The 15670-nt window shown below is 70.7% G+C and carries 8 protein-coding genes and 1 pseudogene; 6 read left to right on the top strand and 3 right to left on the bottom strand.

Annotated elements, in window-relative coordinates; genetic code table 11:
• Window positions 1–74 precede the first annotated feature (74 nt).
• Window positions 75–935, bottom strand: a complete 861-nt coding sequence (locus EJC77_RS13475) for a hypothetical protein (RefSeq protein ID WP_205787306.1) — start codon at window positions 933–935, stop codon at window positions 75–77.
• 472 nt (window positions 936–1407) lie between these two features.
• A complete protein-coding gene (gene ftsY / locus EJC77_RS13470; RefSeq protein WP_125613490.1) occupies window positions 1408–2613 on the bottom strand; it encodes a signal recognition particle-docking protein FtsY in 1206 nt (401 codons plus the stop codon).
• A gap of 117 nt (window positions 2614–2730) precedes the next feature.
• On the opposite strand from ftsY, the gene EJC77_RS13465 reads away from it, so the two are divergent.
• A complete protein-coding gene (locus tag EJC77_RS13465; RefSeq protein ID WP_125613488.1) occupies window positions 2731–3948 on the top strand; it encodes an MFS transporter in 1218 nt (405 codons plus the stop codon).
• 130 nt (window positions 3949–4078) lie between these two features.
• Here the strand turns inward: EJC77_RS13465 and smc are convergent, their stop codons facing one another.
• Complete coding sequence (gene smc / locus EJC77_RS13460) at window positions 4079–7723, bottom strand: chromosome segregation protein SMC (protein WP_205787304.1); 3645 nt, start codon at window positions 7721–7723, stop codon at window positions 4079–4081.
• A gap of 288 nt (window positions 7724–8011) precedes the next feature.
• On the opposite strand from smc, the gene EJC77_RS13455 reads away from it, so the two are divergent.
• The 5 genes and pseudogenes from EJC77_RS13455 to EJC77_RS21450 all read left to right on the top strand — a co-directional run.
• Entirely contained in the window at window positions 8012–9037 is a 1026-nt protein-coding gene (locus tag EJC77_RS13455) for a 3-oxoacyl-ACP synthase III (RefSeq protein WP_205787302.1), read from the top strand.
• The gene (locus EJC77_RS13450; protein WP_240630246.1) at window positions 9031–11706 is read left to right on the top strand and encodes an alpha/beta fold hydrolase; all 2676 of its coding nucleotides are present in this window, start codon (window positions 9031–9033) and stop codon (window positions 11704–11706) included. The genes EJC77_RS13455 and EJC77_RS13450 overlap by 7 nt, the downstream gene beginning before the upstream one ends.
• Window positions 11707–11756: 50 nt before the next feature.
• A complete protein-coding gene (locus tag EJC77_RS13445; protein ID WP_125613558.1) occupies window positions 11757–12746 on the top strand; it encodes an NAD-dependent epimerase/dehydratase family protein in 990 nt (329 codons plus the stop codon).
• A 322-nt stretch (window positions 12747–13068) separates the two neighbouring features.
• Window positions 13069–15315 (top strand): annotated as a pseudogene (locus tag EJC77_RS13440) (N,N-dimethylformamidase beta subunit family domain-containing protein); the annotation flags it as partial.
• 140 nt (window positions 15316–15455) lie between these two features.
• A partial coding sequence (locus EJC77_RS21450) for an Ig-like domain-containing domain (RefSeq protein WP_338069479.1) occupies window positions 15456–15670 on the top strand: 215 nt, incomplete at its 3' end.

The following is a 15670-nucleotide window of genomic DNA, read 5'->3' as shown; positions in this document are numbered from 1 at the left end:
CCGTAAAAGATTGCCAAGCTGTTACGTTTGGCGGGTGCAGGTAAAAGGCGCGTGTCGGTTGTGTTTCCGGCGCGTTACACGCCCGCCCGTTTCCGGCGCGCTACGCGCCCGGCAGTGCCGTTCGGGTCAGTGTTGTTCGGGTCCACGCTGTTCGGGTCCGGCCAGCCGCCGCGCACCAGCATGCGCGCCACCTTGGCCACCACCACGGCGGAGCCGGCCCGCATGTCGTCGTCGTTGATCCGCGCCTGGTGCCAGCCCAGTTGCCGGGTCCGGAAGTCACGGTCATGGTCGGAGGCCTGCTGTCCAACCGTGAGGTGGTGCATGCCCTCGTATTCCACGCACGTCCGGAACTCGTCGCAGGCCAGGTCGGGCCAGACATCCGGTTCGCCCCGTTCGTTGCGGATCGGATGGTCGGGGACGAATTCCGGCAATCCCGCCCGTTGCAGCATCAGCCGGACCCGTGTTTCCCGGGGTGAGTCAACGCCCACCCGGACCAGGGCCAGCGCCGCACGTGCCTTGGCGATCCCCCTGACGCAGCGCTTGGACGCGACATATTCCTGCAGTTTGGCAAGTGGGACCAGGGCCACCTTGCGTGGGCCGAAGTTCCGGTGGTGCTCGTTGACGATCTGGTCTCCCATGGCCACCAGGTCGTCCAGGCCGAGCACGGAGGCCAGGTCGAGCCACGTGCGCGCAACGGATGTCACCGGCACGCCGGCCACCAGGACCACCTCACCTTCACCCAATTCCAGCCGGTGCCCGACGACGTGCCGTCGACGCACATTGCTCTTCCCCCGGGGACGGGCCAGGTCAATGACCGGTCGGCCTGCCAACCTGTTCGGCAGGACCAGCCCGTGGATCTGGGCCGCCGTCACATGGCTGACGACGCCGTCGACGGTCACCTGGGTGTAGGGCCGGCACCGGTCCAGCATCGCCATCCGCACGCCCCTGGGAACGCGAATCCTCCTGCTGGGGGCGCGCAAGTCACCAGCCCGCGTTCGCCGACGGGAAATGCCCAGCGCATCGGAATCCGTGAGCGTGAACGGTCGCCCGCGCAGACTGTGCGGGAGGGGACTTGGTGATCGCATTCCTCTATTAGCCACCAAAAATGGAGACCGTGCAGAAGTTATCCACAGCCGCGCGCCGCGTCATGCCGTTCCGGGGCCGAACCTCATAGTCGAGTGTGCAGATCGGGACGCTCTGGTGCCCACGCCCCCATTGAGTGCGCAGATGACGACGTTCCGGGCGGGGAATTCCGGCGTGATCTGCTCACTGGATTGACGGACGACCTCCAGAACGGCGTGATCTGCTCACTGGATTGACGTGAACGTGATCCGTGGCGCCCCGCGCGTCCGAAAGTCGCCGTGACCGTGAAAGTGCCCGCCGAGGCGGGCACTTTCACGGAATGAATCAGCCCTCGAGCAGCGCGTCCACGAAGCCCTCCGCGTCGAACGGGGCCAGGTCGTCCGGGCCCTCGCCGAGCCCGACGAGCTTGACCGGCACGCCGAGGGCCTTCTGGATGGCGACGACGATGCCACCCTTGGCGGTGCCGTCCAGCTTGGTCAGCACGATGCCGGAAATATTCACGACCTCGGAGAACACCTTGGCCTGGGTCAGGCCGTTCTGGCCGGTTGTCGCGTCCAGCACGAGCAGCACCTCGTCGACCGTGGCCTGCTTCTCGATGACGCGCTTGACCTTGCCAAGCTCGTCCATGAGCCCGACCTTGTTCTGCAGGCGCCCGGCGGTGTCGACCATGACGACGTCGACTTCCTGCTCGATGCCCGCCTTCACCGCCTCGAAGGCGACGGACGCCGGATCCGCGCCGTCGACGTCGGACTTCACCGTCGGCACGCCCACCCGGGCACCCCAGGTGGCCAACTGCTCGGCCGCGGCCGCGCGGAACGTGTCCGCCGCGCCCAGCAGCACGTCCTTGTCCTCGGCGACGAACACCCGGGCCAGCTTGCCGACGGTCGTCGTCTTGCCCACGCCGTTGACACCGACCACCATGAGCACCGAGGGCCGGTCGTCGTGCCGGTCAATCTTCAGCGTCCGGTCCATGGTCGGGTCGACGAGCCGGATGAGTTCCTCGCGCAGCAACGCCCGGACGTGCTCGGGATCCCGCGTGCCGAGTACCTTGACGCGCTCGCGCAGCGTGTCCACCAGGGCCGTGGTCGAGTCGGTGCCGATGTCGGCCAGCAGCAGCGTCTCCTCGACCTCTTCCCACACGAACTCGTCGATGGTGTCGCGGGAGAGCAGCGCCAACAGCCCCTTGCCGAGCGCGTTGTTGGATTTCGCCAGGCGGGCGCGCAGCCGCACCAGGCGGCCCTCGACGGGCAGCGGCCGCTCCACGGCCGGAGCGGCCGGTTCCTCCAGGAGGGACTCCAAATCCGCGGCCGCTTCGGTGGACGACGGCGGGGCCTGGGTTGCGGGGCGGTCCTCCAGCAGGGTGCCGGTCGCCGCCGGGGCCGCGGATGCCGTGGGCGCCGGATCGTTGGCGTCCCGGGTCCCGGCATGTGTTTGCGAATTCTTCCGCGCCTTCAGGAAGACAGGGATCAGGGCGCCGACAACGGCGAGCCCGATCACGATGTACAGGATGACGGCAAGAGTCTGATTCACTCGTCCAGTCTCTCACGGGCCGACTTCCCGCGAAGTAGGGCGCAGTTGCGCACCGATTCGGGCCCGGAATGGTGCGCAAGTGCGCCCTACTTGGGAGGCGTGGGAGGATCTAGGGTGATGACCCGCCAAACGACAAGCCCCGACCTGAGCGCTCGGGTGGCGCTCCCCCGGGAGATCAAGGTCCTGGTCGCCGCGGCGTTCCTGATTGCCATCGGCTTCGGAATCGTCGCCCCCGTCCTGCCGCAATTCGCCCAGAGTTTCCATGTCAGCGTCAGTGCGGCAGCCGTCGTCGTGAGCGCGTTCGCGTTCACGCGACTGGTCTTCGCCCCGCTCAGCGGCGTGCTCGTCGAACGCCTCGGCGAACGGTGGACCTACATCCTCGGCATCCTGATCGTGGCCGCGTCGTCGGCCGCGTGCGCGTTCGCGCAGGACTACTGGCAGCTGCTCGTGTTCCGCGGGCTGGGCGGCATCGGGTCCACCATGTTCACCGTCGCCGCCATGGGCCTGCTGATCCGGCTGGCGCCGCCGCAGGCCCGCGGCCGGGTGTCGAGCCTGTATTCGGGATCGTTCCTGCTGGGCAACATCGCCGGTCCTGCCGTCGGCGGCCTGCTGGCCGGCCTGGGGCTGCAACTGCCGTTCCTCGTCTACGCCGGGGCCCTGGTGATCGTGGCCATTCTCGTGGCAACGCAGCTGGCACCTGGCGTTGGCGTCCCGGCCGGCACCCGCGTCGGCGCCCCGGCCGCCGAGAAGCAGCCCATGGAGTTGCGGCAGGCGTTGGGCCTGCCGCCGTACCGGGCCGTCCTGGTGTCGGCGTTCGCCAACGGCTGGTCGGCCATGGGCATCCGCATGGCGCTGGTGCCGTTGTTCGCGACGGCGGTCCTCCACGCGGGCCCGCAGGTCGCCGGCACGTCGCTTGCCGTGTTCGCCGTGGGCACGGCCGTCGCGCTGACGTTCTCCGGCAGGCTGGCCGACACGTGGGGGCGCAAACCGATGATCCTGCTTGGCCTGGCCGTCAACGGCGTCGCCATGGGGCTGCTCGGATTCACCGGCGAGGAGCTCTGGTTCTTTGTCATCTCGGCCATCGCCGGACTGGGCAGTGGACTCATGGGCCCGGCACAGCAGGCCACCGTGGCGGACGTGATCGGCAATGAGCGCTCGGGTGGCAAGGTGCTGGCCACGTTCCAGATGAGCCAGGACTTCGGCACCATCATCGGCCCGATCGCGGCCGGCGTGCTCGTGGACGCGTTCTCCTACGGCCCGGCATTCACCATGGCCACGGCCGTCGCCCTGGTCGGCATGCTGTTCTGGCTGCCGGCACGCGGGACCCGGGGTTGACGGGAACCGGGCCGAGGGGGCGCGGCGGTGGTCGAGCTTGTCGAGACCCGATTTCGACAGGCTCAATCACCGGTGGTCGAGCTTGTCGAGACACCGGGATTTCGACAAGCTCAATCACCGACAAGCTCAATCACCGCGCGGCGGGCTCAAGCCGCTGGCTGATCACCGTCGAGACGCCGTCGCCGCGCATGGTGACGCCGTACAGGGCGTCGGCGACCTCCATGGTGCGCTTCTGGTGCGTGATGATGATGAGCTGGCTGGACTCCCGCAGCTCCTCGAAGATCGTGATGAGCCGGCCCAGGTTGGTGTCGTCCAGCGCGGCCTCGACCTCGTCCATGACATAGAACGGGGACGGCCGGGCCTTGAAAATGGCCACCAGCAGTGCCACGGCCGTCAGCGAGCGCTCCCCGCCGGAGAGCAGCGAGAGCCGCTTGATCTTCTTCCCGGCCGGCCGCGCCTCGACCTCGATGCCCGTGGTCAGCATGTCGGAGGGGTCGGTCAGCACCAGCCGGCCCTCCCCGCCCGGGAACAGCCGGCCGAACACGCGCTCGAAGTGCACGGCCGTGTCCGCGAACGCGGCGGAGAACACCTCCTGCACGCGCGCATCGACCTCCTTGATGATGTCCATCAGGTCCTTGCGCGAGTTCTTCAGGTCCTCCAGCTGGCCGGCCAGGAATTGGTGCCGTTCCTCGAGCGCCGCGAACTCCTCCAGCGCCAGCGGGTTCACCCGGCCCAGCGCGGCCAGGTCCTTCTCGGCCCGCTTGAGCCGCTTCTCCTGCTCGGCCCGCACAAACGGCACGCCGTCGCGCACCGGCGACCCGTCGGCGTCGACCTCGACACGCAGCGCCGCCCACTTGTCCGTGGCCTCCCCCGGACCCGGCGGCACCAGCGTGTCCGGCCCGTAGTCGGCCAGCAGATGGTCCACGGTCAGCCCGAGCTCCTCGATGGCCTTGTTTTCCAAGGCCTCGATCCGCAGACGTTGGGCCGCCCGGGCCAGCTCGTCCCGGTGCACGGAATCCGTCAACGCGGCCAGCTCCGTGTCGAGGGCCGCGTTGGCCACACGGATCCCGGACAACTCGGCGTCCCGTTCCGCCCGCAGTTCCTCGGCGGTGTCCCGTTCCTCGGCGGCCATCGAAATCGACGCCGCAATCCGCGCCAGCATGACCTCCACGGCCGCGGCAACGGACGCGGCCTTGGCGCCCTGGTACCGACGACGCCGGGCCCGCGCCGCTGCCTGTTCCCGCGCCGCCCGCTCCACGGCGGCCGCGCGTTCCAGCCCGGCCGCACGGTTGCGCATCGACGTCAGCTGCTCCTCGCCGCTGCGCAGCGCCAGCCGGGCCTCCATCTCCACGGCCCGCGTCGCGCTGGCCTGGGCGGCCAGCGCGTCCCGGCCCTCCATGGACGGCTCGGCGTCGGCCGGGGCCTGCCGCGCGGCGGCCAACCGGTCGGCCGCCTCGGCCAGCGCGGCCTGCTCCCGGTCGCGGTTCTCGGTGGCCGCCGCCAGCGACGCCTCGTACCGTTCCGACTCCCCCGACGCCGACCGCAGCACGGAGCCCAGATGCCCCAACCGCTCCGTCACGGCCGCCAGCCGGGCGTCGGAATCGTTCAGCGCCTCCAGCGCGGCGGCCTGGGCGGCCGCCGCCTCCTGCCGCCGGGCCTGCACGGCGGCCAGCGTAAACCGCAGCCGTTCCCCCTCCGCCGTCACGGACGCCAGGTCGGCCTCGGTCTGGTCCACGTCGGCTTGCAATTCCAGCAATGACGGCGCCCCGGCCGACCCGCCGTGCACGGCATGCGCGGTCAGCACGTCGCCGGCGGCCGTGACGACGGTCAACCCCGGATACGCGGCCACCGCCTCGGCCGCCGCGGCCAAGTCCGGCACCAGCACCACGTCGTGCAGCAGGGCGTCGACGGCGTCGGCCAGCTCGGGCGGGCACGTCACCACGGCACGTCCGACGGCGGCGCCCGCCACGGCGCGCACGGCCTCCCCCACCGCCAATCGAGTGGACAGTAGCTGCTCGGAATCCGCGGATTTCGTGCAGCTACTGTCCACCAGTTGGGAGGGGGGGCCGGCGACGACCAGGGTGACGCGGCCGCCGTCGTCCTTCTTAACCAGTTCCAGCGCATCGACGGCCGCGCTGGCCCCGCTGACGGCAACGCCCTCGGCGGCGGCGCCCAGCGCAGCGGCGATGGCCGTCTCATGCCCGGCCTCGACGGCAAGCAGGTCGGCGACGGCGCTGAGCACACCGTCCAGCCCGGCCGAGAGCAGGTGGGCCGAGCCGTCCTTGCGGCGCAGTCCCACGGCGAGCGCGTCGCGGCGGGCCACCAGGGCGTCGCGTTCCCGCTCGGCCGTGCGCTGGGCTGTGGTCAGTTGCTCGAGTTCTGCGTCCAGGACGGCGAGCGCGGCGGCGGCCTGTTCGTAATCGGCGTCGAGGCATTCCTCCCCCTCCTCCACACCGGCCACCTGCGCCTCGAGTGTGGCGAACTCCTCGGCGGCGACCCGGCGGCGGTCCGTCCCGGCGGACATGGACCCACGGAGCCGGCCAATCTCCGCCTCGGCGGCCTCGACCCGGGAGCGGGCCGAGGCGACCGTGCCGGCCAGCCTGGCCAGCCCCTCGCGACGGTCGGCCGTGGCACGCAGCAGGGCCGTGACACGCTGTTCCTCTTCGCGCACGGCCGCCTCGGCGTCCTGTTTGAGTTCGAGCGCCGTCTCCAGGCCGATCCGGCGTTCCTCCAGGGCCAGCTCCAGCTCCGCCTCCTCGTCCCGGACCTGCCGGGCCTGGCGGGCCAGCTTGTCGGGGTCGCGACTGGGGTCCGGGGCGGGCTCCGCCGCGCCCAGGTGGCGTTGGCGTTCGGCGGCCAGCTGCGCCAGCGCGGCGAAGCGTTCCTTCACGGCGGAGAGCCGGTACCACGTGTCGCGGACCGCGTTCAGGGCCGGGGTGGCGGCGGCGCCGAGGCGTTCCAGCTCGGCCTGGCGTTCCCTCCCCGCCCGCAGCAGTTCCTCGACCTCCGCCCGGCGGGCCTTCATGGCCTCCTCGGCGGCCGTGTCCTGGGCCGCGGCCGTGGTGAGTTGGACGATGTCGTCGGCGAGCAGCCGGGCCCGGGCGTCCCGCACGTCGAATTGCACGGTCTGCGCCCGCCGGGCCACCTCGGCCTGCTTGCCCAGCGGCGTGAGCTGGCGGCGGATCTCCGTGGTCAGGTCCGTCAGCCGGGCCAGGTTGGCACCCATGGCGTCCAGCTTGCGCAGCGTCTTTTCCTTGCGCCGGCGGTGCTTGAGAATGCCGGCCGCCTCCTCGATGAACCCGCGCCGGTCCTCGGGCGTGGCGTGCAGGACCTTGTCGAGCTGGCCCTGGCCGACGATCACGTGCATCTCCCGGCCCAGCCCCGAATCGGAGAGCAGCTCCTGGATGTCCAGCAGCCGGCAGCCGGTGCCGTTGATGGCGTATTCGGAGCCGCCCGTGCGGAACAGGGTCCGCGAAATGGTGACCTCGGAGTATTCGATCGGCAGCGCGCCGTCGGTGTTGTCTATGGTCAGCGACACCTGGGCGCGGCCCAGCGGCGGGCGGCCCGCCGTGCCGGCGAAGATGACGTCCTCCATCTTGCCGCCGCGCAGCGTCTTGGCGCCCTGTTCGCCCATGACCCAGGCCAGCGCGTCCACCACATTGGACTTGCCCGACCCGTTCGGGCCCACGACCGCCGTCACGCCGGGTTCAAAGTCGAAGGTTGTGGCCGAGGCGAAGGACTTGAACCCGCGCACGGTCAGACTCTTCAAATGCAAATCGGTGTCTCCTGAAAATCAGTGTCTCCTGAAAACAGGCTCCTGCAGGCGGAATGAACTATCCCCAATCTACCGTGCCGCCCCGACAACCATGCGGGAAGGCGGCCTGTTCGCCGCCTGTTTATGCCGTGCGGCGTATGTGCGGGAACGTCCGCGTTGGGTGCATAGTTAACAAGTTGGGTATTTTCCGGGACGGGCCCGCCGTGTCTGCGGCGACGAATGGCCCGTCCCCGCGGCCCGAACAATTCCGCATATCGACCAGAACTTCGACAACACAAAGGCTGGAACTTGATCGGCAACGCGACGTTTCGACACACCAACACCTCGCTCCTGGCGGTCTCCGCGGTGGAGGCGCCCGTCGTCGTCAGTTCCACCGAGTTCGACACGCGGCTGGCCCCCAGCCTGAAGCGGCTGCGCCTGTCCAAGCGGCTGCTCGAGCGCGTGGCCGGCGTGACCGAGCGCCGCTGGTGGGCCCCCGGAACCCAGTTCGACGACGCCGCCATCGACGCCGGGGCCAAGGCCATGGCGGAGGCCGGCGTCGAACCGGGCGAGATCGGCCTGCTCATCAACACGTCCGTGACACGCCGCAACCTGGAACCGTCCGTGGCCGTGAAGGTGCACAACGGGCTGGGGCTGCCGTCGTCGGCCATGAACTTCGACCTGGCCAACGCCTGCCTGGGTTTCGTCAACGGCATGACGCTTGCGGCCAACATGATCGATTCCGGCCAGATCGGGTACGCCCTGATCGTGGCCGGCGAGGACGCCCAGGCCACGCAGGAGACCACGTTCCGCCGGCTGAACGCCGAGACGTCCACCCGCGACGACTACCTGCGCGAATTCGCCACCCTCACGCTCGGCTCCGGCGCGGCGGCCGCCGTGCTGGGCCCGGCCGACGCGCACCCGGGCGGCCACCGCATCCTCGGCGGCGTCTCCCGCGCCGGCACGGCCCACCACGAGCTGTGCGTGGGCGGGCCGGACGGCATGTTCACGGACACGAAGGGGCTGCTGGACAACGGGCTGGAACTCGTCACCGACGCCTGGCACGAGGCACACAGGGACGGCTGGAACTGGCGCAGCATGGACCGCTACGTCACCCACCAGGTCTCGAATTCGTACACGAACGCGATCATCAAGGCCGTGAACCTGGTCAAGTCCCGCGTCCCGGTCACGTTCCCGAAGTGGGGCAACGTGGGCCCGGCGTCGCTGCCCATGACGCTGGCCCAGGAGTCGCAGACGCTGGCCGCGGGCGACCGCGTGCTGTGCATGGGCGTCGGCTCCGGGCTGAACACCACCATGATGGAAATTGCGTGGTAGCCGGCACGGCCCACCTGTCCACCCCCGACGAGCTGTGGCCGGGCGTCCCCGCGTCCTGGTCCCGCACCCTGTCCGTGCCGTCCACGGCGTCGATCGAGCTGCCCGGCACGCACCGCCGGTGGCACGTCCTCGACAACATCGACGACTTGGCCGGCCGTGAACCCGCCGGGACGCTGCTGTGCGTGCACGGCAACCCGACCTGGTCGTACCTGTGGCGCACGCTGCTGGCCGGCGCCACGTCCGCGTCCACGGTGGCCGCGGGCGGTCCGTGGCGGGTGATCGCCGTCGACCAGCTCGACATGGGCTTCTCCGAACGCACCGGCACGTTCCGCCGCCTCGCCGACCGCATCACCGACCTGGGCGACCTCACCGACGCGCTCGGGCTCACTGGGCCATCGGCCACCGGCCCGCTGGTCTCCGTGGGGCACGACTGGGGCGGCATCATCTCGCTCGGCTGGGCGAGCCGGCAGCGCGAGCGGCTCGCCGCCGTCGCGCTGACCAACACCGCCGTGCACCCGGCCGGCTTTTCACTTCCGCCGGCGTTGTCGCTGGCGCTCCACCCGGCCGTGCACACGTGGGGCACGACGACGTCGGCCGCCTTCCTGCGCGTCACGCACGGTTTGGCGCGGCCGCCGTTGGCCCCGGAGGTCCGTGCCGCGTACATGGCCCCGTACCTGACGGTTCCGCGGCGCGCCGGCGTGGGCAACTTCGTGGCCGACATCCCGGCCGCGCCCGGGCACCCGAGCTGGGCTGCGCTTGCCTCCGTTTCAGAGGCCGTGCGGTCGCTGGACGTGCCGGCGCTGCTGCTGTGGGGGCCGAAGGACCCGGTGTTCTCCGACCGGTACCTGCGCGACCTCATGGACCGGCTGCCGCAGGCCGACGTGCACCGCTTCGAGGGTGCCGGCCACCTGGTCCAGGAGGACCGGGACGTGGCCACCCCGATGTTTGACTGGCTGGCGCGGAACGTCCTCGCCGCCGGCGGTGGAGCAGCGAGCCCTGCGAGCGTGTCGCGACCCGTCGAAACGTACACCCCCATGCTGGCCGAGCTGGATTCGCGCCGCGGCGACCGGTCCGTGGCCGTCGTCGACATGGCGCCGGGCGCGTCCTCCACGGCCCTGTCCTGGGCGGAGCTGGCCGAGCGTGTGGACGACCTGGCCACCGGCCTGGCCGGGCTGGGCGTGCGCGCCGGGGACCGGGTCAGCCTGCTCGTCCCGCCCGGCATCGGGCTGACCACGCTGATCTACGCGTGCCTGCGGCTGGGCGCAGTCGTCGTCGTGGCCGACGCCGGACTCGGCACTGCGGGCATGAGCCGGGCCATCAAGGGTGCCGGGCCGACCTATCTTGTCGGCATCGAGCGGGCCCTGGCCGGTGCCCGGCTGTTCAATTGGCCGGGCCTCAGGATTGCCGCCGGACCGCTTTCGGTGCGGAAGGCCGGCCTGCTGAACGTCGCCGCGACCGTGCCCTCGCTGCTGGCCGCCGGCAGGGCACGCCGGGGATCGGTGCCGTTCCCGCCCGCCGATCCGGACGCGGACGCCGCCGTGCTGTTCACCTCGGGCTCCACCGGCCCGGCGAAGGGCGTCGTGTACACGCACCGCCGGCTCGCGGCCATGCGGGACACGCTCCGGTCGACGTACGACCTGCGCGCCGGCACCGCCCTCGTGGCCGGTTTCGCCCCGTTCGCGCTGCTCGGCCCGGCACTTGGCGCCACGTCCGTCACCCCGGCCATGGACGTCACGGCGCCGGCCACGCTGACCGCCGTCGCCCTGGCCGAGGCGGCGCGGGCCGTGCAGGCGACCACGGTGTTCGCGTCCCCGGCCGCGCTGGTCAACGTGCTGGCCACGTCCGGAGCGCTCGATGACGGCCAGCGTGCGGCCCTGGCCACTGTCGAGTTGCTGTTGTCCGCGGGCGCGCCGATCGCCGAACCGCTGCTCGCGCGGGTTCAGGCCCTGGTCCCGAACGCGTCGTTGCACACCCCGTACGGCATGACCGAGGCGCTGCCGGTGACGGACATCGACCTTGCCGGCATCCGGGCGGCCGGGAACGGCAACGGCGTGTGCGTCGGGACCCCGGTCAGCGGCGCCACCGTGGCGATCGCGCCCCTGGCCGCGGACGGTTCCGTGGCAGGCCAGCCGTCCTTCGAGCCGGGCGTCACCGGGGAGATCCTGGTCAGCGCCCCGCACGTGAAGAAGCGGTACGACCGGCTGTGGATCACCCAACGGGCCAGCGTGTCGATCCCGGGCTGGCACCGCAGCGGCGATGTCGGGCACCTGGACGACGCCGGCCGGTTGTGGGTCGAGGGCCGGCTCGGCCACATCCTGACCACCCCCGCCGGGGTTCGCACCCCCGTTGCCGGGGAACACGCGGCCCAGGGCGTGCCCGCGGTGGCGCGCGCCGCCGTCGTCGGTGTTGGACCGGCGGGCACCCAGGCCGCCGTGGCCATCGTGGAGACGGCCCCGCCGGCGAAACGTTCCGGGCTGGCGTCCCCCGCGCTGGCCGCGGCCGTGCGCACGGCCGTGGCGGATGCCACCGGCGTGGACGGGGTTGGCATGGACGTCGCCGCCGTGCTGGTCATCGACGCCATGCCCACCGACATCCGGCACAACTCCAAGATCGACCGGACGGCCCTGGCGGCGTGGGCTGCCCGCAGGCTTGCGGGACGGCGGGCGTGAACAGGCGTACGACGACGCCCGCGGGTTCGCCGCGCGCCGCCCCTGACGCCGTGGCCGGCCGACGGGTGCTCGTGACCGGCACGAGCGGCCTGCTGGGCGGCGCGGTCGCGCAGTTGCTCGCCGACGCCGGGTACGGGGTGCGCACGCTGCAGCGCCGGCCCGTCGATTCCGGGTGGGAGTCCGTGCAGGGCTCGGTGGCCGATCCGGACGCCGTGGCGCGTGCCGTGGACGGCGTGGATGCGGTGATCCACCTGGCCGCGAAGGTGTCGTTCACCGGCGCGTGGAGCGAATTCGTGGCGACGAACATCGACGGGACCCGCGTGCTGCTTTCCGCCGCCCGGGCCGCCGGGGTCCGCGACTTCGTGTTCGTGTCGTCCCCGTCCGTGGCACATTTCGGTTCCTCGATCGCCGGCGCCGGCGCCGGCACGGCCGATCCGTCCCGGGCGCACGGACACTACGCCCGGTCGAAGGCCGCGGCCGAACTGCTGGCCCTGGCCGCGGATGCCGTGGATTTTCGCGTGACGGCGATCCGGCCGCACGTGGTGTGGGGCCCCGGCGACACACAGCTCGTGCAGCGCGTGGTGGACCGGGCACGGGCAGGCCGGCTGCCGCTGCTGGACCACGGCACGGCACTCATCGACACCACGTACCTGGACAACGCCGCGGCCGCGATCGTCCGCGGCCTGGAACGCATGGGCCACGCGCACGGCCAGGCGCTGGTGGTCACGAACGGGCAGCCGCGCCCGGTCGGGGAACTGATCGCGGGGATCTGCGCGGCCGCCGGGGTGCGGGCTCCTTCCCGCTCGGTTCCGGGCTGGCTGGCGCGCTCCGCCGGGTCCGCGATCGAGGGGGCGTGGACGTTCGCCGGCTCGCGCGGCTGGGTGCACGACGAGCCGCCGATGACCCGCTTCCTGGCCGAACAGCTCTCCACCGCGCACTGGTTCGACCAGCGCCGCACCCGGGAGGTCCTCGACTGGACGCCCGCCATCACCATCGACGACGGCCTGGCCCGCCTGGCCGCCTACTACTCAGGTCGCTGACCGGGCCTTCCCCGAGTACTCGATTTTCGCGCCGGCACTACTTGTCTCTGCCGATTTTCCTTGCCTCCGCGCATCCGCCGTCCTAGCCTCTGATTGGATTGGTGCTTGCCCCCGGCAACAGCATCTGTCCGCCGCTGCATTTAAGCGCCACTGCATTTAAACAACGTTCGGTCTCTCGCGACAGGGGAACCCCGCCTTGAAATCATCAAGTCGATCGCAAAGGCGCACACGGTCATCGGTTGGACGTGATGGTCGCGGCGGTGCGTCCGGTATCCTTCCGGCGACCGGCTGGGGGCCGGGCCGCCGGGTTCTGGCCATCCTCATGGTCATGGCCCTGGTGTCCGCGTACCTCGTGACGGCGTTTGCCGCCAAGGCCTCCGCCCTTGACCCGTGCGGGGCCGGCAGCAACCCGGTCAGCTGTGAGAACAGCAAGCCGGGAACCGACCCCTCGGTGTGGGACATCAGCGGCGCCGGGGACTCGTCCATCCAGGGCTTTTCCACCGACATCAGCGTCAACGCGGGCAACACCATTGGCTTCAAGGTCAACACGAACGCCGCCGCCTACACGGTCGACATCTACCGCACCGGCTGGTACCAGGGCCTGGGGGCCCGCAAGATCGCCTCGGTGACGCCGTCGGCGAAACTGCCGCAGACCCAGCCCCAGTGCCTCTCCGATGTGACCACGCAACTGTACGATTGCGGCAACTGGGCCCTGTCCGCCTCGTGGGCCGTCCCGTCCACGGCCGTCTCGGGCGTCTACATCGCCCTCCTGACGCGCACCGACACGGGTGGGCAAAGCCAGATCACGTTCATTGTCCGCAACGACGCCAGCCACTCCACCGTGGTGTTCCAAACCTCCGATCCGACGTGGCAGGCGTACAACACGTACGGCGGTGCCGACTTCTACCAGGGCGCCGAGATCGGCCGGGCCTTCAAGATCAGCTACAACCGCCCGGTCGTCACGCGCGGCGACAATGAGGGACGCGACTTCTACTTCGCCAACGAGTACCCCATGGTCAGGTTCCTGGAAAAGAACGGCTATGACGTCTCCTACATGGCGGGGGTGGACTCCGACCGTTACGGCTCCCTCATCAAGAACCACAACGTGTTCCTCTCCGTGGGCCATGACGAGTACTGGTCCGCCAACCAGCGTGCCAACATCAAGGCCGCCGGGGACGCCGGCGTCAACCTGCAGTTCCTGTCCGGCAACGACGACTACTGGCATACCCGCTACGAGGCCTCCACGACCGACGGCACCAGCTACCGGACCATCACGTGCTACAAGGAAACGTGGTCGAACGCCAAGATCGATCCGTCCCCCGAGTGGACCGGCACGTGGCGCGATCCCCGGTTCGCCTCCAAGGCCAACGGGGCCGGGATCCCCGAAAACGCGCTCAGCGGCACCATCTACATGTCCAACTACACCGACCTGCCCGTGACGGTCACCGCGGCCCAGGGCCAGACCCGGCTGTGGCGGAACACGTCGCTGACGTCCATGGCGCCCGGCACCACCCAGGCGCTGGCACCCCACACCGTCGGCTACGAATCCAACGAGGACCTCGACAACGGGTTCCGGCCGCAAGGACTGATCGACCTGTCCACGACGGTGGGCTCCGTCCCCCAGTACCTGCAGGACTTCGGCAACACGGTGGCCCCCGGAACCACCACGCACCACATCACGCTGTACAAGGCCGCCAGCGGGGCGCTGATCTTCTCCGCCGGCAGCGTGCAGTGGACGTGGGGCCTGGACCAAACCCACGACGGCAACGGCGCACCCGCCGATCCGCGCATGCAACAGGCCGAGGTGAACCTGCTGGCCGACATGGGCGCCCAGCCGCTGACCCTGGACGCGTCCCTGGTCAAGGCCACGGCCAGCACGGACAAGACCCCGCCCACCGTCGTCATCTCGTCCCCGGCGGCCGGGGCCTCGATAGCCAACGGCGCCAGTGTCACGGTGACGGGCACGGCCGCCGACGCCGGCGGCGGCGTCGTCGTCGGTGTCGAGGTGTCCACCGACGGCGGGGCCAGCTGGCATCCGGCGCAGGGCACCACCAGCTGGACGTATTCCTACATCCAGCATGGGGTCGGCGCCACCACGATCCTGGCCCGCGGCGTCGACGACAGCGCCAACTACCCGGCCACACCGACGTCCACGAACATCCAGGTCACCGGTCCCTACAGCCTCCTCGGCAACGAGGTGCCCAAGAACCCGGACTCCGGGGACGCGAGTTCCGTCGAAATGGGGTTGCAGTTCACACCCAACCAGAACGGGTTCATCTCCGGGGTCCGCTTCTACAAGAGCGCGGCCAACACCGGCACCCACACGGGCACCCTGTGGAGCACCGCCGGGGCGAAGCTGGCCACGGTGACGTTCACCAATGAGACGGCCAGCGGATGGCAGAGCGCCCGGTTCGTCTCACCCGTGCAGGTGACCGCCGGACAAACGTACGTGGTCTCGTATTCGGCCCCCAACGGCCACTACTCCTACGCCAACTACTACTGGGCGTATGCGGGCACCTCGGCGGCGCCCCTGTCCGTGGCCGGCGGGTTCGGCGCACCGCCGGCCGGGGTGTACAACACCAACGGCAGTTTCCCCACGAACAGCTACGAGGGCAGCAACTACTACGTCGACGCCATCTTCGAGCAAACCGACACGTCCCCCCTGTCCGCCAACCAGCAGGTCCCGNCAAGGACCCCTCCGGCACGGCCGTGGCCGGCAGCACCGCGTACGACCCGAGCACCCGCACGGCCACGTTCACCCCGGCCGCGGTGCTGGCGAAGAACACCACGTACACGGCCACCATCAGCGCCACGAGTGTCGGCGGCGACCTGGTGACCAAGGGCGGGTCGTGGTCGTTCACCACGGTCAAACCCGACACCCCCGTGGGCACCTGCCCGTGCAGCCTGTACCAGGACAGCTCCAC

Origin of the sequence: Specibacter cremeus (genome assembly GCF_003946885.1) — a bacterium.
GTDB lineage: Bacteria > Actinomycetota > Actinomycetes > Actinomycetales > Micrococcaceae > Specibacter > Specibacter cremeus.
This window is presented reverse-complemented; position numbering and strand designations above follow the sequence as displayed.